Raw genomic sequence first — 18,917 nt, 5'->3', positions numbered from 1 at the left:
TGGCCGGAATGGACACTGTACCGAGGGAGCTGCTGCAGGCTGCCTACAAGCGCAATCCCGTTCACCTGCTCAAGATACCGCTTCATTTCGGCATCTGGGCCGGGGCGACGTGGGTGCTGTACGCGACGCAGCACCACCCGCTCGCCATCCCGATCGGGATCGCCTGCGCGTACCTGATCGCCAACCTCATCCGTGGCCTGGGCGCCGTCGCGCACGACGCCGTGCACGGGAGCTGCTCGCGCTCGAAGCTCGTCTCGTACCTGATCGCCCTGATCTGCTGGGCGCCGACGGGCATGAGCGTGACGCTGTACACGAACTACCACCTTCATCATCACAAGATCGCGAACACGTATCCTGACGTCGACAACTTCGTCGTCACGGACTACACGCGGAACCCCGTCCTGGCGAAGCTCCTCTTGCTCGCCGTCTACACGTTCGCCTATCCGCTGTACTTCCTCGGCTGCATGGCGCGGTACGTGAAGCGCCTCTCGCCGATCCAGCGCGTCAAGATGAACCTGGAGCTCCTCGGCTTCTACGGGCTCATGGCGTTCTTCTTCTGGGTCATGCCGCTCCAGGTGTTCTTCTTCTTCTATGTGCTGCCGTTCGTCTTCGGCGCCATCCTGGCCAGCGTGACCTCGATGATCGAGCATTACGAGATGCTCCCGGGGGAGGACGCCTACAGCTCTCGGACCTACGGGACGAAGGCGCCCTTCACGAACTTCCTCTGGAACAACGTCACGTACCACAACGAGCACCACAAGTTCCCGGGCATCCCGTTCTACAACCTGCGCAGCTTCCACGAGGCGGCGTATCCCTATTACGACGAGCGGGTGAGGTCGGCCTGCCACCCGTCGATCGTGGGCATCGCCCTCGAGCTCTATGGCCGCATCCTGAAGCTCGACATCGACGAGCTCGACGAGCGCTACCGCGGGCTGAACAAGGAAGCCGAGCGGCAGAAGATGATGGCGCTGAACGGCATCCAGCCCGGCGTGACGGCCTGAGCGCCGTCCCCCTTCACGAACCAGCGACATCCCCGGATCGGCCCCACGCCTGAGGCCGATCCTCACGCCCGCGCCGGCGGCCTGCCAGGTGCAGTCGCGAGCCGGTGAACGGGCTCTACCGCGAGGGCAACATGATGACGTCGAGAGGGGCGCTGCCCCTCGCCACGGGGGCATTGCTCTTTCTATCGGGATGCAGCAGCGAGCCCGGCGGCGGGAGCCAGCCCACGGGCGCGGGCAGCACAGGCAGCATGGGGAGCATGGGTGGACAGGGCGATGCGGGCGCGGGAGGCGCCGGCGGTGCGGGAGGCGCCGGCGGTGCGGGAGGCGCCGGCGGTGCGGGAGGCGCCGGCGGCGCCACCGCGGCTCTGCCGATGGACCTCGACCTGATGAGCTTCAACCTCCGCTACGCGAACCGCGGCGATGGCGTCAACGCGTGGCCGAATCGACGCGAGATGGTGTACGAGGTCATCAGGGACGCAGACCCCGATGTGCTCGGGCTCCAGGAAGCGCTCAGGTCCCAGCTCGACGATCTCCGCGGGGCGCTCCCGTACGCGGAGATCGGGGTAGGTCGCGACGACGGCGTCGAGGCGGGGGAATACTCGGCGATCCTCTACGATGCAGAGCGGTTCGATGCGGACGAGAGCGGCACGTTCTGGCTGTCCGACACGCCGGAGGTGCCCGGGTCGAGGAGCTTCGGGAACGTGGTCGTGCGCATCTGCACCTGGGCGAGGCTCGTCGAGAAGAGCTCCGGCCGCGGCTTCTATCTCTTCAATACACACCTGGACCACGAATCGCAGCCGTCGCGCGCGCGGAGCGTCGAGCTCATCGCCGGCAGGATCGCGGAGCGGACCCACCCTGATCCCGTGATCCTCACGGGGGACTTCAACGCGGGCGAGCGCAATCCGGCGGTCCTCTACGTCAAGGGAGAGGCGGCGCGCGCGAGCGACGGGACAGCGCCGGTGCCAGCCCCGCCGGGGCTCGTGGACACGTTCCGCGTCCTCTACCCGGACGAGGCGCCGGTCGGCACCTTCAACGAGTTCATCGGGGCCGCGGACGGCGAGAAGATCGACTTCATCTTCGCCCAGCCGGCGCCGGTGACGGAGGTACTGGCAGCCAGGATCATCCGCGACAACCGGGACGGCCTGTACCCCTCGGATCACTTCCCCGTCACGGCCAGGCTGCGCCTTCGGCACTGAACGCGGGGCGTGCCCTGTGTCGGCGTAGGTGTTCCAGCACTGCGAGAAGTCGCGCCGTCGCTCCGCGATGCGGCGAAGCGCCTCGACGCGCGCAGGCGCCACGCGCATGTCGATCCGGCTGTAGCGGAGCCTGTTCTCGATGTCCTTGGCGGCGAGCGGATGGCTGATGAGGAGCACGCGCGTGGCCTCGTTGGCCAGCGCCTTCGCCTGCTCGATCTTGAACGCCGCGCGGCTCCTGCTCAAGCGTTGGACGCCATAAGACGCCAAGATTCTTGTGTTTTCTTGGTGTCTTATGGCGCCTTGGCGGTTCAAAAGACCCCACCATCGGCCGAAGTACCCCACGCCCCTCAGCTGCCCCGGCGAGACCGGAGCTGATCCTCAGCCCAGGCTCAGCTGCCCCGCTGACACCGGCTCCGGTGGCCAGGCCAAGCTCAGTTACCCCGCGACACCGGATCCGGTCCTCAGCCCAAGCTCAGCTGCCCCGCTGACACCGGATCCGGTCCTCAGCCCAAGCTCAGCTGCCCCGCTGACACCGGATCCGGTCCTCAAGGCCAAGCTCAGCTGCCCCGCTGACACCGGATCCGGTCCTCAGCCCAAGCTCAGCTGCCCCGCTGACACCGGATCCGGTCCTCAGCCCAAGCTCAGCTGCCCCGGCGACACCGGATCCGGTCCTCAGCCCAAGCTCAGCTGCCCCGGCGACACCGGATCCGGTCCTCAGCCCAAGCTCAGCTGCCCCGCTGACACCGGATCCGGTCCTCAGCCCAAGCTCAGCTGCCCCGCTGACACCGGATCCGGTCCCCACCAGGCCGCCAGCTAACCCCGCCGGCGAGCGTCGCTCACCGTGGCGGCGCGCGGCGAGGCGCGGCCATTCCATAAAAAGAAAGGCGGCGCCGCGGGGCCTCGAAAGCGGCCCCGCGCAGACCCCGGCGCTCGCTACTGCCCGCCGGGCAGGCAGACGGAGCCCATGCAGGAGAAGCCCGCCTTGCAGTCGTTGTTCCCCGCGCAGGGGAAGGCACACTTGCCCGCGGACGTGTTGCAGCGGTGCGTGCCGCACGGGGTGTCGTCCGTGCACGGGAGCGCGAGCGGGCCCGGCGTCGCCGTGGCCACCGTCGGCGTCTGGGCCGGGGCCGGCTGCTGGTAACCCGGCTGCTGGTACTGCCCGGGCTGCTGGTACCCAGGCTGCTGGTACTGACCAGGCTGCTGGTACCCGGGCTGCTGGTACCCGGGCGGCGGGTACTGCCCAGGCTGCTGGTAGCCGGGCTGCTGGTTGTAGGCGTTGTACTGCTGGCTCGACGGGTCCTCGGCCTCGCTGCCACGGCACGCGGAGGACAGGAGCCCGAGCCCGCCGAGGGCAAGGACGACCGCGGCGGCGGCGCGCGCGCTGGTAAACCACATGGATCGCTTCATCAACGTCTCCCGCAGGTGCGGGGATTTTCCCCGCGTGAGGAGCGGGCCGGTGCCGGCCCGCCGCTGAGATCTGAGCCCTCGCCCCCGGAGGAGCAAACCGCAGGCCCTTCGCCGGCGAGCGCCGCGTCGCGGCGCCCGCTGCACGCGAGGGTACTCCCGGTCGGCGGCCGCGCGCGCCTCAAAAGAGGTCGCGCGTGGCCGCCGATCAGCCGAGGCCGAGCCGCACGACCGTCGGCGCGAGGCGCTCCTCGCAGGTCCGACGGCAGAGCAGGGCGAGCCGGGCCTCGCCGAGCAGGCCGAGCGCCGCCAGATCGGGCTCGGGCCAGCGGTCGAGGCGCCGGTCCTCCGGCGCGAGGCGCTGCAGGACGCGCTCGGCGCGGTCGACGTGGCCGCGCACGAGCCGGCCGGTGAACGCCCGCCACGCGTCCCGCCTCGCCGGGGGCATGTCGCGCAGCTTGCGCGCGACGAGCTCGGGACCGAACGCCTCGTGCTCCGCCTCGTCGCCCGCGATCGCGCTGAGCACGGCGCGCGTGACCGGGTGATCCGCGCGGGCCACGAGGTCCTGGACGTACCCGACAGAGAACGTGGTCGGTGTCACGGGCATGTCCCCTCAGGGCTGCGTCACGCTGCGCATCGGCGAGGGTCGAGCACCGCTGGAGCGGCCGTGCTCTCCCGGTGGACCGGGGGCGCGGCAGCAATGCGACAGCCAGCGGAGGGCCAGCGCGCGAGCGGCGTCCGGGTGGCACATATCGTGCCCTTGGCAGCGGAAATGCGCCATCGAACCAGCTTGCCTCTCGTCGCGCCGCTGCTGGCGCTCTTCGTTTCGCTCTCTGGCTGCGAGAACCATGGGACAGGCGTCGCCGGCACCGGCGGCGACGCCGGTGGCACAGGCGGCACAAACTGCGATTCCCCGGGGGCAGGCAGTAACGCCGATGGCACATGCGCTGGCACCGGCGGCGCGGGCGGCGGCACCGGCGGCGCGGGCGGCGGCACCGGCGGCGCGGGCGGCGGCACCGGCGGCGCTGGCGGCGGCACCGGGGGCGCTGGCGGCGGCACTGGGGGCACGGGCAGCGGCACCGGGGGCATGGGCGGCGACCCCGGGGGCATGGGCGGAGGCGGCGGCACCGGCACCGGCGACACCGGCGCCGGCGGCACGGGCGAGGGCGGCGCCGGGCCTGCCTGCGGGCCGCGCGCGCAGAGGGTCTTCGCGTGCATCCATGGGCCCGCGGTGCCCGGCGCCGACGACCCCGCGTCCGAAGACCCGGGCACGGACGTGGTCATCGTGGGCCGCGTGACGGTGACCGCCGTGCGTCCGCCCGGCGCGGAGGAGCCTTGCGTGAACGACACGGAGCACGCGCACACGCTGGGGCAGGCCGAGCCCGACGTCATGCTCGACCTCGTCGACGATGCCGGACGCGCGCTCACCGTGGGCCTCGCTGTCCCGGGCTTCGTGCAGTCCGCCGTCGCCGTGGGCGACACGCTCGATCTCGACTTCTCGTCGGATGAGGTCACCGGATGGCTGACCAGGGCCGTCCGCCTCCGCCTCGAGCGGGACGGGGAGCTCGTTGTCGACGTGGGCCACAACGCTCCGGTCGGGCTCACCTTCCGGAGCGGCGAGCGCGCGTGCTCCGGGGAGGTCGTCTTTTGCACGTACGACGAGCGCTCCATCGTCGTGGAAGCGGACGGTTCGCCCGCCGTCTCCATCCCGAGCGGCGAGAGCGCCGAGGTCGGCGCCCTGACCGTCACCAACGACCACTTCATCGATTACGACGACCTCAGCGGGGACTGCAACTTCGAGCAACCGTACGATTACCTCGTCGGTGTCGCGCCCACGGGTCTCTGACGTCGCTGCGCGCCGCGCGCGGGATTGTTCATGGAGGACAGCGCGGGCGCGCTTCGGCGCTGCAGCGCCGCAGCGCGGGCGCGCTTCGGCGCTGCAGCGCCGCGCGCTCACCGCGGCGCCGCGCGCTCACCGCGGCGCCGCGTCCTTGCAGCAGCGGAAGCCCTGCTCGTAGCCGTAGTCCTCTTCCTTGTGGAACCCGACCGTCGGGCGGCAGCGGCCACGCATCGGGCCCCACCAGCCGCCCTTCAGCCCGCTCCGCTCCGGCGACTTGCGGCCCGGCCGGACGACCCACTCGTTGATGTTGCCGTTGAGGTCGTGGACGCCGAACGGCGACACGCACCCCGGCATCGACCCCGCGGGCACGCGCTGATCGAGCCGCTCGAGCTCCGCCTTGCACTTCGGGTCCCTCATGCACCGCTCGTAGCGGTAGAGCGACAGCTCGCGCTGGCGGAAGGGCCTGTCGATGTTGCACTTGCCCGGGTCGCGGTCGTAGCCGTACGTGTACGGGAGCATCTCCTCGCCCTCGCAGGCGAAGTTGAACTCCTCCTCCGTGCAGAGGCGCTTGCCGGCGCCCTCGCACAGCTTGACGGCCTCGCGCCACGAGACGAGCAGCGCGGGGAGCTCGCCCTTCCTGTTGGGCCACTCGTACCGGTCGACGCAGTACCGCATCGGCGTGCGCTTCTTCGAGAGGCACACGCTCGGCCGCTTGTACTCGAGGCAGCGCTCGCTGACGCTCGTCGAGCCCTCCACCTCGCCGTAGGGGTTCGCGCGCCGCGCCTGGTCCTTCAGGTACTCCTTGTGGTGCTTCAGGCAGATCTGCTCGACAAGGGGGCAGTAGTCGCCCTCGACGACGACCATGTCGTCAGGGCACCCCTCGGAGCTGCCGGCGAGGCCGCCGTCGGCCGCGTCGCCGTCGAACGAGCCGCCGTCGGCCGCGCCGCCGTCGGCCGCGCCGCCGTCGGGCGACGACCCCGGCGTCGAGGCGTCCGGCGCGGCGGCGCCGGGCGGTGTCGAGGCGCCCGGCGTCACGGCGTCGGGCGGCGCTGCGGCCGCATCGTCGGCCGGCGCCGCGGCCGCGTCTTCGGACGGCGCCGCGGCCGCGCCGTCGGCCAGCGCCGGCGCCGCGTCCGCCGTCGCGCCGGCGCCCGTGGGCCCGGCGGGGGCCGCGGCGTCGGTCGCGGCGGGATCGCGGCGGTCGCAGGCGAGGGGCGCGGCCGCGAGCCCACCGCACAGGACGACGAGGCCGGCCGCGCAGCGCCCCCGCAGCGCCCTGCGGCGCCGCGCCGGCGAGGCCGGCGGCGCGGCGCGACGGGGGCGCAGCCTCATCGGCCGGGGGCGGGGATGACCTTGAGCGGCACCCGGGTCCCGCCGCGATCGACCTCGATCACGACCTCGCGGCCCGGCTCGAGATCGCCGAGCGCGAACATGAAGTCGTGGATGTTGGTGATGGCGTGGGCGCCGATGCGCACGATCACGTCCCCCGCCTGCATCCCGGCGCGCGAGGCGGGCGCGTCGGGCCGCACGCCCGTCAGCTTCACCCCGGGCCCCTGGTACGCGTAGTCCGGCATCGTGCCGAGCGACGCCCGGAAGCCGCCGCGCATGCTGCGGTGCGGGTCGGCCGGGGCGTCGGCGAAGGCCAGCCGCGCGTCGCGCTGCGCAAGCTCGAGCGCCATGCGCGCGGCGAGCACCGAGCAGCGCGAGATGCCGGCCACGTTGATCTTGTCCGCCGTGTCGCTCGGCCGGTGGTAGTCCTCGTGGACGCCCGTGAACAGGAAGGCGACCGGGACGCGCGACGCCGTGAACGAGGTGTGGTCGCTCGCGCCGAAGCCCTCGACGCCGTACTGGAGCGCGAGGCCGAGCCCGCGGGCGGCGCCGTCCACGATCGGCCTCCAGCCGGGCGACGTGCCGAGGCCGTCGACGAGCAGCTTGTCCTCGCGCATCCGGCCGACCATGTCCGCGTTGATCATGGCCACGATCGAGTTCATCCCCGCGAGCGGCGCCGGCGGGTGATCGACGAAGTGGCGCGAGCCGATGGTGCCGAGCTCCTCGGCGCCGAACGCGACGAACAGCAGGTTGCGGTCCGGCCGCGTGGGGAGCGCGGCGAACCGGCGCGCCACCTCGAGGAGCATCGCGGTCCCCGAGGCGTTGTCGTCGGCGCCCGGGTGGATCGCGCGCACGCCGGGCGCGCGCGAGTACGCGTCGTGCCCGTGGCCGAGGTGATCGTAGTGAGCGCCGATGACGACGTACTCGCCGGCGTGCGGCGAGCCGGCCCGCGCCGGGAGCAGGCCGATCACGTTCGACGCCGGCGCCATCCGCGGGGTGACCTTCGTCGTGATCTCGACGGTGACGCCGTCGAGCGGCTTCGGCGCGGGCGCCTTCGGGGCCGGCTTCGCGGCCGCGGGCCTGGCCGCGGCCGGCTTCGCGGCGTCGGGCTTCGCGGGCGGCGCGAGGCCGGCGGTCGGGAAGAGCGCGCGGGCCGCGGAGCGCGTGATCACGACGGCCGGGATGCCCATGCTCGCCGCGTCGTCCGAGACCCGCGGGAGCTCATCGCCCGCCGCGACGAGGATGACGCCGGCGGCCTTGTGCTCGCGGGCGGTGCGGAGCTTGTAGCGGACGCTCCCGAAGTCGCGGAGCGGGTTCGCCGTCCGCGGAGCCGGCGCGTGGTGCGGATCGGCGTGCGCTGCGCCGGCGTGCGGATCAGCGTGCGCCGCGCCGGGCGGACCAGCGTGCGCCGCGCCGGGCGGACCAGCGTGCGCCGCGCCGGGCGGACCACCGTGCGCCGCGCCCGGCGGGCCAGCGTGCGCCGCTCCGCCGTGCGCCGCTCCAGCGCCGCCGTGCGCCGCGCCCGCAGCACCGCCATGCGCCGCGCCCGGCGGGCCAGCATGCGCCGCGCCGCCGTGCGCCGCTCCGGCGCCGCCCTCCAGCGCGGGCACGCCGTCGAGCACGACGGCGATCTTCCCCTCGATGTCGCGGCCGCCGTAGTCGTCCCAGGAGAGCGCCGCCGCGGTCACGCCGTGGCCCACGAGCACCGCGGGCCCCGAGATCGTGCCGCTCGCGCTCCCGTCGGCCGTCACGAGCTTGCCGGCCTCGACGCCCTGCTTCCGGCCCGCGCGCTGCACCACCAGCGCCGCCGGCGCCACGTCGGCGCCGACGCGCGCGTCGAACGCCTGCAGGTAGGCCCTGGCGCCCCCGCCGCTGCCGCCGCCGAGCGGCTGCAGCCCGAGCTCGGAGAACTGGCGCGCGATGAACTCGGCCGCGCGCTCGGCCCCGGGCTCGCCGGTGCCGCGCCCCGCGAGCTCGGGCGACGCGAGGTACGCGACGTCCCCCTTGATCCGCGCCTCCGCGGCGGGGTCGAGGTCGATCGAGACCGGCGCGGCGGGCGCCGCGGAAGGCGCCGGCTTCGCGGCGGGCGCGGACGCCTCGCGGGGCGGCGCGACCGGCGCGCACGCCGCGAGCGCGGCGAGCACGCCCGCGACGAGCCCGCGGCGGAGGCCCGCCGCGCGCGGCGGAGGGGCCGCGGCGGGGCCCGCGCTCGCGCCCACGCTCACCACGGCGCGGCCTTCTGCGCGGCGCGGACGAGCTCGAGCGCGCGGCGGCCGATGTACTCCTCCACGTCGGCGGGCGCGATGTGGCGGTCCTTCGCGAAGTCGAACTCGCGCGGCTTGCCGTCGCCGAAGGTGACCCGGACGATCGCCGAGTCGCGCAGCAGCTCCAGCGTCAGGCTGAACTCGCCCAGCGCGAGCCGGTGCTTGTCCGCCTCCTGCGAGAGCACGATAGGCTGCCCCTTCTCCTGCAGCCTCTCGTGCGCGAACTTCAGCGACTCAGCCCCGAGCGCGACGGCCGACTCCGCGGCCGCGAGCGCCTCGGCGACCCGCTTCCTGTGCCGCGCGAGCTCCTCCGCCTCGCGCTCCGCCTTCGATTTCACGGCCTCGATCAGCTCATCACGCCAGGTAGCCACCGTGCACCTCGGCGCGAACACTCTTCCGAAACGTGCGTTTTGTCCAGCCCGACACGCGCCCGATGCGCGGCCGCCCCCGGCAGGCCCGAGCGCTCCGGACACGGGATGGACCGCATCGCCGGACAAAAACAGAGAGCCCGGGATCCCCGGGGAGGACGGCCTCCCTCGAGCCCCGGGCCCCTGCCGCCAGCGCGGCGGGCGAGCCCCGCGCCGCCGCGGCGCCGCGGCGCCGCGCGGCGCTACATGTCCGAGTTCCCGGCCTTGGCCGGGGCGAGCGCGCTCAGGTCCTCGGCCACGGTGGCCTTCGGGTTCATGAGCTCGTGGAACGCGCGCTTCGCGAGCGCGCCGGTGTCGCCCGGCTCGTGGCGCAGGGCCATGAGCGCGCCCTTCTCCTTCATGAACTTGAGCGTCTCGATCGCGCCCTTCTTCTGCTCGCCGTCGCCGCTCTTGGCCGCCTGGTAGAGCCGGTAGCGCAGCACGACGCGGGTCTCGGAGTGCGGGCCGTTGTCGTACTTCAGGTTGTCGAACTGGGCCTGGAGCCGCTGCCGCGCCCACTCCTGCGGCGCGTCCGCGACCTTCACGCGCGTGATCGCCTCGGCGTTCGCCACGTACCGGTACAGGTTGCCGCGCTTGAAGTCCTCGTCCGACCAGTAGCCGAACGCGCGGTAGTAGTGGTCCTTCAGGTCGTCGAGCGCGCCCTTGTCGAAGTCGGCGTACATCGCGACGGTCCGCGCCGCCGTGTCGCTCGTGCCGCCGAGGATGAGCGCGAGCCCCGCGGCGTTGCGGACCTCGACGTCCTTCAGCTTCTCGAAGAGCTGCCCCTGCACCGCCTCGTCGAAGCCCCCGATGCCGATGGCGCGCGCGATCGCCATGCGCACCCCGGGATCGACGTCGGCGGTGAGCAGCGGGACGAGCTCGCCGGCCGCGCTCGGCACCGGCCGGAGCGCGAGCGACGACGCGTAACACGCGCCGATGAGCTGCTTGCGCGGCTCCTTCTGGCTCGCGAAATCCTTCGCCTTCTTCGCCACCTCGAGCATCGCCTTGTCGTCGGCGCACCACGCGAGGGCCTCGCACGCGGCCTGGCGGGCCTCCTCGTGCCAGGTCTCGTCCTCGATGAGCTTCGTCAGCGGCTCCACCGCGCGCGGGTCGCCCCACTCGGCGAGCCCCTGCGACGCGCCGTACGCGACGGCGCGCAGCGCCATCCCGAGCATCGCGAGGCCGGCGCCCTGGAGCCCGTCCTGCGTGATGTCCATCTTCGGGTCCTTCTTCCGCTTGAACTGCTCGAGCAGCCGCGGGTAGGAGGGCTCGTCCTTCATCCGCCCGATGTAGCGGAGCGCGCTCTGCGCGGTCTCGAAGGCGGCCGGGAACGGCGGCTGCTGCCCCTCCTTCGGGAGCGGATCGGTCGGGAAGGCCCAGTCGCGCATGTCCTTCAGGACCTTCTCGGAGCGGATCGTGGCGAGGAAGCGCAGGCCGTTCGCGTGCGGCTGCGGCCGATCCTTGAGCCACAGGATGACCGGGGACTCGGCCGCGGCCTTGAGCTCGGCGCTCTTGTCGGCGTGGATCGTGGCGAGGTCGGCGAGCATGCGGGCGCCGACGACGCGCGGCAGATCGGTGCGCGACAGGTGCCCGCCCTCGTCCGCCTCCCAGAACTTCTCGAGCTTGTAGAGCTTGAGCGGGTCGGCCAGCATCCGCTCGCCGATGTACTTGGCGCCGCGGATGTCGCCGACCTCGGCGAGCCGCGTGCCCGCCTCGCCCTGCCAGTGCAGCGCCGGCTTCTTCGCCTCGATCCACTTCACGAGCGGGTCGGCCGCGCGCGGATCGGCGAGCTCGCGCAGCATCTCCATGATCTGCTTCGTCTGGAACCAGGTCGTCTCCTCCGGGTCCTGCTTCACGCTGTCGAGGGCGAGGACGAGCCCCTCGCCGCCGATGCCGTCGCGCAGCGCCTCGAGGAAGCGCTGGCGGCTGTCCTTGTCGGCGTTCGACAGGGCCTCGAGGAGCGGGGCGCGCGCCGTCTCGTCGCCGATGCGCCCGAGGCCGTTCGCGGCCTCGCGCGCGACCTCGACGTCCTTGTCCTTCACGAGCGAGATCAGCGCGCTCGTCCACTTCGGCTCGGCGTTGCGCGACAGCACCGTCGCGACGAGCTGCCGCACCGACGGGCTCTCGTCGCTCGCGAGCTTCGCGAGCTCGTCGAGCGACACGAGGCCGGCGAGCTTCTCGGGGTCGAAGGCGATGCCGCCGCCGAGCCGCTCGACCTTCGAGAGGAACCCCTTGCGGTACTGGTCCATCGCGTCCTTGAACGCGGCCGGCTCCTTGAGCTCGATGAGGGCCCAGACGATCTGGGGGCGGTCGCTCTCGTCCGCGACCTTGAGCGCCTCGAGCAGCGCGGGCTTGGCGCCGTCGGCCTTCGGCGAGCCGTAGTAGGCGAGCACCTGCGCGGCGACGCCCTTCACCCGGTGATCGGGGAGCTTGAGGGCGCTCGTCGCGTGCGTGACGCCCTCGGGATCGCCGGCCCACGCGAGCTGCATGAGCGCCTCTTGCTGGAGCGCCGGCTCGGCGTTCGAGGCGGCCCACTTGCGCCAGAGGGGGAGCTGGTCCTTCTTGGGCAGGACGAAGATGTTCTTCTTCTCCTTGGAGATGGCGTCGACCGTCATCTTCTGCCCCTCCTGCTTCACGCCGATCCAGATGGCGCCGGCGGCGCCGAGGGCGAGGAGGACGCCGACGATGATCGACACGGGGCTGAAGCGGCCGCGCTTGAAGTTGCCGTCGTCCGCGAAGCCGCCGCCCCCGGGCGCCGGCGGGGCGCCGGGCAGATCGCTGTCATCGGGGGGCCACTTGGCCGCCCACTTGGCGGGAAGGGGCCCGGGCGGTGGGCGCCGTCCGCGCGGCCCCGTGGGATTTTCTCGTGAAAGATTCGGACGATCGAGCATGGTTCCTCCAGCGCGCGGGCGACGACGTTACCCGAACGGCGGCGGCACCGCGCGGCGAGCCGCGCTGCGCCCCCGATCCCCACCGGCGGCGGCGGCGTCGCGCGGCGAGCCGCGCTGCGCCCCCGACCCCGGACCAGGCGCGACGCGCCCGGCCGGTCGAGGCGCCGGACCGTACCAGAGCCGCTCGGACGTAGGCCCAAAGATTTGCTATGAAAGCCGGGCCGCCGTATGGCCGAACCCGAGTTCAATTCAGGTAAGATTCTCTACCCCGCGCTCGCGGCGCTCATCGCGCTGAGCGCGCTCATCGGCCTCGCGGTCCTGCCTCGCCTGTCGCCCGGGGTGGGGGGCATGGTCGGCGCGGAGGCCCCCGACGTGACGCTGCCCGTCGCGGCGAACGGCGAGCCCGGCGCGCGCATGCAGCTCGCCGAGCTGAAGGGCCAGCCGGTGATCCTGGATTTCTGGGCCACCTGGTGCGGCCCCTGCGCGGTCCAGGCGCCGATCCTCGACCGGATCGCGCGCCGGTACGAGAAGAAGGGGCTCGTCGTGCTCGGCGTCAACGTGGACGATCCGCCGCACGTGGCGAGTCAGTACGCCCTGAAGAAGGGCCTCTCGTATCCGATCCTCATCGACGACGCCAAGGACGCGTCGATGCGTTACGGGGTGGACAAGCTGCCGAGCCTCGTGGTGATCGACCGGCAGGGGAAGATCGCGGCGTACCTGACCGGCGTCGTCGACGAGGCGAGCCTCTCCGAGATCATCGCGGCCACCCTCTGACCTCGCGCCGCCCCCTTCTGCCTTCGCTCCCCGTGCCAACGCCCTCCCGTCCCCTGCGCCTCGCGCTCGCGGCGCTCGCCGCCGCGCCGCTGGCCTGCTCGCGCGGCGACGCCGATCGCGGCCGCGACGCCGGCGCCGCGCCCCCGGCGGCGAGCCCTCCCGCGGCGTCGGCGGGTCCCGCGGCGTCGCCCCGGAACGCCGCTGCCTCGGTGAACGGCCCTGCCGGCGCGGCGTCCGGTCCTGCCGGCGCGGCCGGGGATGCCGGCGCGGCCGGGGATGCCGGCGCGCCCGGCGGCTCGGCGGGCGCGCCCTCGGCGCCCGAGGATCCCATGGCGACGCACCACGAGGCGCGCGAGGAGCTCGTGCGGCTCTTCTCGCTGAAGGACTTCACGGAGCGGGAGCGCAAGTTCAGGAACCCCGAGCTGTTCCTGGAGAAGAACTTCGGCGGCGGCACGCCGGCCCGCATCAACCAGGGCAACAGGGAGCTCGCGCGGCACACGCGCTCGAGGGCGCAGTGCCTCGAGGGCCTGAGGGGCGTCGTGCTCCAGACGGAGGAGCAGCGCGCCCGCTGCGGCGGCCACGAGAACATGGTGCCCGTCTTCAAGACCGCCCGCGGGAAGGCGAAGCCGGCCGAGTTCTGCATCGACATCTTCGAGTTCCCCAACAAGCCGTGCGAGCTGCCGATGGTCTGGGCGAGCCCGACGCAGGCGGCGACCGTGTGCAGCCTGCAGGGCAAGCGCCTGTGCACCGAGGACGAGTGGAGCCTCGCGTGCCGCGGCGACCCGGAGGGCGGCGCGCCGAGGACGTACGCCTATGGCGACGCGCTGGATCTCACCGTCTGCCACACGCAGACGCGACACCGCGAGATCGACGGCAAGCCCTGCGACGGCGACACCGCGCGCTCTGCCTACGAGACGTGCGCGACCGACACCGAGCCTGCCGGCTCCTACCCCGCGTGCCGCTCGCGCTTCGGCGTCTTCGATCAGCACGGCAACGTGGCCGAGATCATGACCCGCCGCGACCGCGACGACGGCAAGCTGTACAGCCAGCTCAAGGGGAGCGCCTGGTTCTACGTCGAGGTCGCCCGCGAGCACGACGCCCCCCGGCCGAAGAGCGGCCGGGAGACCTACCCCGATCACTGCGCCTTCAGCCCGAGGTGGCACGTGGAGCCGATGGAGAACGCGTGGCACGCGAACTACCACCTCGGCTTCAGGTGCTGCGCGACGATCCGCTGAGCCGCGCCCGCTCGCCGAGTCCGGTCGTCCGACCGCGTGGGCGCCAGGGCGCGGACTACGCACCTCCGCGGCGACCGAAAGGGCAGTGATTCTCGTGGCTTCCGAAAACGGCTCAACAAAAATGAGCCCTTGAGCGCGAAAAGCATCGAGCTCTTTTCGTGCATCTCGGCCTCTTTTCAGTCGCGCGGGAGATAACGAGTTTGCTATCTCCATCCGCATGACGAAGAAAGCCAGTCTCCTCGGGCTCCTCGGTGTAGTCTCCATCACTGCGATGTTCGTCGGGTGCAAGGACGAGCCGATCGGCGGCAGCGCGCAGGCGCTCGTGGCCGAGTGTGTCGATCCGGGCGCCGCGATCCCGGAGGGTGAGTGGGTGTGCGGCGAGGAGCGAACCGTCGAGTGTTCGACGCATCGAGGCGCGTACGTCGAGGCCATCTATGCGCAGCTCTCGGCGGGCACGTGCGCCGAGACGACGGTGGAGGTCTCCGCGGAGGGGCCGTTCGCGCTCGGGACCCACGAGATCGTCGTGACCGCGGAGGTGGAGGGCGAGGCAGCGGCGCTCGCGTCGCTCTGCACCTCGGAGCTCGTCGTCGTCGACACGGCGGCGCCGGTGCTGGTCGACAGGCGCCCGGAGCTCTGGCCGCCGAACCACAAGTTCCACACCATCACGGTCGATGACTGCGTGGCCGTGGAGGACGCCTGTGACGACGACGTGGAGGTGAGCTTCACGTACGCGGCGAGCGACGAGCCGCGGAACGACACGGGCGACGGCAACACCGAGGTCGACATCGCGAACCTCGGCTGCGGCTCGGTGGACCTCCTCGCGGAGCGGAAGGGCAACGGCGACGCGCGCGTCTACACGCTCGGCGTCCGGGCGGTCGACGCGGCAGGAAACGTGACCGAGGGGGAATGCCACGTGATCGTCCCCCACGATCAGGGCGGCAAGGTGCCGGTCGACAGCGGAATCGCCTACGAGGAAGAGGCGCCTGCCTGCAACTGACGCGCGCTGACGGCGGCTTGAGCCGGCGCGCGTCGAGGGGTATCTTTGCCCGCTGTGCACGGGCTCGCCTCCAGCGCACGAATAACCCGCGGCAGCTCCGGTGAGAGCCGGTGGGAGCTCGCGACGCGCCCCCCGGCGCCGCGGCTCCGCCCGTACATCCGTGACCTCATCGGCTACACCGAACAGGCGCCCGGGCCGCTGCGACGGCGCGAGCTCCCCGTGCCGAACGTCGTCGTGATCATCGAGCTGGGGCCGCCGATTCGCGTGTTCGACGCCGGGAGCGATCGCCGCCATGCCCGGTACCCGGGCGGCTTCGTCGCGGGCCTCGACGACACCTTCACGATCACCGAGCACGACGGGTTCCAGCGCGGGATCCAGGTGAACCTCACCCCCATCGGCGCGCGGATCTTCTTCGGCGTGCCGATGGCCGAGCTCACCGGGCGCGCTGTGCCCGTTCGCGATATCTTCCCCCGGGGGCACGCCCGCCTGGCGGAGCGCCTCGAGGAGCTCCCCACCTGGGATGCGCGCTTCGACCTGATCGAGCGCGCGCTCGGCGAGCGCGTCGACGAGGCGCGGATCGACACGGGCGTTGTCTCGTGGGCGTTCCGGCGGATCGAGGAGCGCGGGGGCGCCGTCGACATGCGGGCCCTCGCGCGCGAGCTCGGCTACAGCCAGAAGCACGTCATCGATCTGTTCCGCGAGCACGTCGGCGTCCCGCCCAAGCTCCTCGCGCGCCTCGTGCGCTTCGACCGGCTCGTGAAGCACCTCAAGGCGGGCGCCACGGGGACGTGGGCCGAGCTCGCGCAGCGGTTCGGCTACTACGACCAGGCGCACCTCGCGCGCGACGTGAAGCAGTTCACGGGGACGACCCCGACCAGGGCCCGCGCCGAGCTGATCGATCTCGCCGGCATGAGCCCGTAGCGGGGCGAGCGCCCTTCGGCGCCCTGCGACGTTGCGCGCCCCGGGGTGGGACTCTCCAGCGCGCGACGCGGGCGACGCTCGCGCGGGAAAGCTGCGCGCGCACGTCGCGCAGGAAAGGAATTCTCTCCACGAACGTAGAGCTGAGTGTCCAGCGCGGCTCTCCGGGAGGATCTCACGCCCAGCGCTTCCAGGCGCGGTTGCGTCACCCCGAGGGCCGCGCGGGCATGCTCGGCTGAACGTCCTCGTTCAAGGAGATTTCGACATGACACGGATGAAGCTTTTCGGTGTTCTGATGGCTGGTCTTTCGCTCGCGGCCTGCGGTGATGGCGAGGGGAACAACGAGAGCGAGCTCGATGGCAAGCAGCTCGGTTCCCTGACGGCCGAGGAGGCCGACGAGGTGTGCGACGAGCTTCGTGGGGAGGCCGAGGCCATCTCGAAGGAGGACACGTGCGAGCTCACGGGGGTGGCCTCTTCCGCCTTCGGAATGGAATGCGAGACCGCGAAGCAGGAGTGCATCAGCGCTCCGGAGGCGCCCGAGGAGCCCGAGGAGCCCGCCGCGTGCGGAGCGTCGAGCTTCGAGGGGTGCACCGCCACGGTCGCGGAAGCCAGGGCCTGCATCGCTGCGATGAGCAACGCCATCAAGGCGATCACGTGTGAGTCGACCTTCGCCGACATCGTGGCCATACAGCCCGCGGAGTGCGTCGCGCTCCAGGAGAAGTGCCCGGAGGCCTTCGAGGACGAGGAGGAGGAGGCCGAGGGCCCCTGAGCGCGGCGCTCGCCCCGCCGCGCCGCTCGATCTCGCCGGCAGGAGCCCGCGGCGAGGTAAAATCTTTACAAGACCGCCGGCGTCGCGCTCGCCAGGGTGTGCCTCGAAGGAGCGAGCACCATGTCGAGCGGGTCTCCCACACATCCCACGTCGTCCACGCATCCAACGCATCTTCCCCCTGCGTTCCGTTTGAACCAGATGATCATGAGCCTCTGGGTGCCGCAGGTCATCCACGCGGCCGCGGAGCTCGGCGTCGCCGACGTCCTCGCCGAGGCGCCGCTCTCGAGCGGCGAGGTGGCGGCGCGGCTCGGCACGCACCCCGATGCGACGGAGCGCCTGCTCCGGGCGCTCGTCACGATCGAGCTGCTCGTCGCGCGCGGGGAGCGGTTCGAGCTCACCGAGATGGGGCGAATGCTGGAGACGAGCTCTCCTGTCTCGAGGCGCGCCTGGTCGCGTCTCATGGGCGGCCCGGGCGTCTGGCAGGCCTGGGGCCGCCTGACCGACTGCGTCCGCACCGGCCGGATGGCGTGGGGCTCCGGAGACGCCGCCGCGCCGTCCGGGACCGAGCACTTCGACGCGCTGGGGCGCGATCCGGCAGCCGCCGCGATCTTCCATCAGGCCATGGTCGAGCTCACCCGCGGGGTCGCGCCCGGCATCGTCGGCGCGATCGACCTCCGCGACGCCCGACGGGTGGTCGACGTGGGCGGCGGCCACGGCGCCCTGCTCTGCGCGATCCTCGAAGCCCACCCCGCCGTGGAGGGGGCCGTCTTCGATCTCGAGCACGCGCGCGAGGGCGCGCTCGCGCTGTTCGCGTCGCGCGGCGTCGCCGCCCGCGCGTCGTTCGTCGCGGGGAGCTGCTTCGACGCGCCGCCGCCGCCCGCCGACCTCTACGTGCTGAAGAGCGTGATCCACGACTGGGACGACGCGCGGAGCCTGCAGATCCTGGGCAAGTGCCGCAACGCGATGGGCGACGGGGCGCGCCTGCTCGTCGTGGAGCCGCCCGCGCCCGCCGCGCGCGGCAACGCGGCCCTCGACTGGATCCTCACGTTCAGCGACATCAACATGCTCGTGAACACGGGGGGACGCGAGCGCACCGAGGCCGAGTACGGCGCGCTGCTCGAGGCAGCGGGGCTCCGCGTGACGTGCGTGCGCGAGACGCCGAGCTTCTTCCGGGTGTTCGAGGCGGTCCGGGCCTGAGCGACCGAGCCCGGGCGCAGGCTTCGCGAAAATGATGCGCGAGCCCATCTCGTAAAAAAGGAAATTTTCAGCCGAGCGTAGTACGGTCAGTCCCGCGCGGCCGCTCGCGGATCGCACGCACCTCACGCCGTCCCAGGCGAGGGCGTCTCCTCGAGGGCCGCGCGGCATGTTCACGTGAACAATCTCGATCGATCATCAAGGAGCGCTTGAATGACACGGATGAAGCTTGTCGGGGTTCTGATGGCGGGTCTCGCCCTCGCGGCGTGCGGCGGCGACGACGGGGATACCGGCGGAGGTGACCTCGACAGCAAGCAGATCGGCAGCTTGACGGCCGCGGACGCGCAGGCGGTGTGCGACGATCTCGCCGCGTCGAGCAACGTCACGAAGGAAGACCTGTGCGAGGTCGCCGGCGCGTTCGCCAGCCTTGGAGGGGCCGACTGCGAGACCGTCAAGGCAGACTGCATGAGCCAGCCGGACGAGCCCTCGGAGGGCAGCGACGCATGCTCCACCGCGGGCTTCGAGGGCTGCACCGCGACGGTGGCGGAGTACAAGGCCTGCATGGCGGCCCAGGTCGAGGCCGTCAAGGCGTTCTCGTGCGCAGCGCCGCCCGACACCTCCGGGGAGCCGCCCGCGGCGTGCGCGGCCCTCAACGAGAAGTGTCCGGAGGTCCTCGGCAACGAGGGCCCCTGAGCCCG

At 72.4% G+C, this 18,917-nt stretch carries 16 protein-coding genes; 10 read left to right on the top strand and 6 right to left on the bottom strand.

The window, feature by feature from the left end; genetic code table 11:
- Positions 1-8: 8 nt before the first annotated feature.
- Together WMF24_RS47440 and WMF24_RS47435 are read left to right on the top strand one after the other, a co-directional pair.
- Positions 9-1,001: a fatty acid desaturase family protein gene (locus WMF24_RS47440; RefSeq protein ID WP_437734103.1), complete on the top strand. Its 993-nt coding sequence runs from the start codon at positions 9-11 to the stop codon at positions 999-1,001.
- Positions 1,002-1,132: 131 nt separating this feature from the next.
- Positions 1,133-2,197 (top strand): endonuclease/exonuclease/phosphatase family protein, encoded by a 1,065-nt coding sequence (locus tag WMF24_RS47435; protein WP_437734102.1) that lies wholly within the window; start codon positions 1,133-1,135, stop codon positions 2,195-2,197.
- A 933-nt stretch (positions 2,198-3,130) separates the two neighbouring features.
- On the opposite strand, the gene WMF24_RS47430 is transcribed toward WMF24_RS47435, so the two are convergent.
- Positions 3,131-3,604, bottom strand: a complete 474-nt coding sequence (locus WMF24_RS47430; RefSeq protein WP_437734101.1) for a hypothetical protein — start codon at positions 3,602-3,604, stop codon at positions 3,131-3,133.
- 205 nt (positions 3,605-3,809) lie between these two features.
- A complete protein-coding gene (locus WMF24_RS47425; protein WP_437734100.1) occupies positions 3,810-4,202 on the bottom strand; it encodes a hypothetical protein in 393 nt (130 codons plus the stop codon).
- A 171-nt stretch (positions 4,203-4,373) separates the two neighbouring features.
- On the opposite strand from WMF24_RS47425, the gene WMF24_RS47420 reads away from it, so the two are divergent.
- Positions 4,374-5,447, top strand: coding sequence for a hypothetical protein (locus tag WMF24_RS47420; RefSeq protein ID WP_437734099.1), 1,074 nt, complete (start codon positions 4,374-4,376; stop codon positions 5,445-5,447).
- Positions 5,448-5,573: 126 nt separating this feature from the next.
- Here the strand turns inward: WMF24_RS47420 and WMF24_RS47415 are convergent, their stop codons facing one another.
- The 4 genes from WMF24_RS47415 to WMF24_RS47400 form a co-directional block, all read right to left on the bottom strand.
- Positions 5,574-6,773, bottom strand: coding sequence for a formylglycine-generating enzyme family protein (locus WMF24_RS47415; RefSeq protein WP_437734098.1), 1,200 nt, complete (start codon positions 6,771-6,773; stop codon positions 5,574-5,576).
- Positions 6,770-8,998 (bottom strand): M20/M25/M40 family metallo-hydrolase, encoded by a 2,229-nt coding sequence (locus WMF24_RS47410; protein ID WP_437734097.1) that lies wholly within the window; start codon positions 8,996-8,998, stop codon positions 6,770-6,772. The genes WMF24_RS47415 and WMF24_RS47410 overlap by 4 nt, the downstream gene beginning before the upstream one ends.
- Positions 8,992-9,405 (bottom strand): hypothetical protein, encoded by a 414-nt coding sequence (locus WMF24_RS47405; protein WP_437734096.1) that lies wholly within the window; start codon positions 9,403-9,405, stop codon positions 8,992-8,994. The genes WMF24_RS47410 and WMF24_RS47405 overlap by 7 nt, the downstream gene beginning before the upstream one ends.
- 239 nt (positions 9,406-9,644) lie before the next feature.
- A complete protein-coding gene (locus tag WMF24_RS47400) occupies positions 9,645-12,332 on the bottom strand; it encodes a HEAT repeat domain-containing protein (protein WP_437734095.1) in 2,688 nt (895 codons plus the stop codon).
- A 228-nt stretch (positions 12,333-12,560) separates the two neighbouring features.
- Between WMF24_RS47400 and WMF24_RS47395 the strand changes: the two genes are divergently transcribed.
- The 7 genes from WMF24_RS47395 (at position 12,561) to WMF24_RS47365 (ending at position 18,912) form a co-directional block, all read left to right on the top strand.
- A complete protein-coding gene (locus WMF24_RS47395) occupies positions 12,561-13,106 on the top strand; it encodes a TlpA family protein disulfide reductase (RefSeq protein ID WP_437734094.1) in 546 nt (181 codons plus the stop codon).
- Between the two features lie 32 nt (positions 13,107-13,138).
- Entirely contained in the window at positions 13,139-14,341 is a 1,203-nt protein-coding gene (locus WMF24_RS47390; RefSeq protein ID WP_437734093.1) for an SUMF1/EgtB/PvdO family nonheme iron enzyme, read from the top strand.
- 217 nt (positions 14,342-14,558) lie between these two features.
- A complete protein-coding gene (locus tag WMF24_RS47385; protein WP_437734092.1) occupies positions 14,559-15,338 on the top strand; it encodes a hypothetical protein in 780 nt (259 codons plus the stop codon).
- A 54-nt stretch (positions 15,339-15,392) separates the two neighbouring features.
- A complete protein-coding gene (locus tag WMF24_RS47380; protein ID WP_437734091.1) occupies positions 15,393-16,259 on the top strand; it encodes a helix-turn-helix domain-containing protein in 867 nt (288 codons plus the stop codon).
- Positions 16,260-16,551: 292 nt separating this feature from the next.
- Positions 16,552-17,025, top strand: a complete 474-nt coding sequence (locus WMF24_RS47375; RefSeq protein ID WP_437734090.1) for a hypothetical protein — start codon at positions 16,552-16,554, stop codon at positions 17,023-17,025.
- A gap of 120 nt (positions 17,026-17,145) precedes the next feature.
- Positions 17,146-18,222: a methyltransferase gene (locus WMF24_RS47370; RefSeq protein ID WP_437734089.1), complete on the top strand. Its 1,077-nt coding sequence runs from the start codon at positions 17,146-17,148 to the stop codon at positions 18,220-18,222.
- Positions 18,223-18,432: 210 nt separating this feature from the next.
- A complete protein-coding gene (locus WMF24_RS47365) occupies positions 18,433-18,912 on the top strand; it encodes a hypothetical protein (protein WP_437734088.1) in 480 nt (159 codons plus the stop codon).
- The last annotated feature ends 5 nt before the right edge of the window (positions 18,913-18,917 follow it).

It is taken from the genome of Sorangium sp. So ce1335 (assembly GCF_051521615.1).
Lineage (GTDB): Bacteria > Myxococcota_A > Polyangia > Polyangiales > Polyangiaceae > Sorangium.
This window is presented reverse-complemented; position numbering and strand designations above follow the sequence as displayed.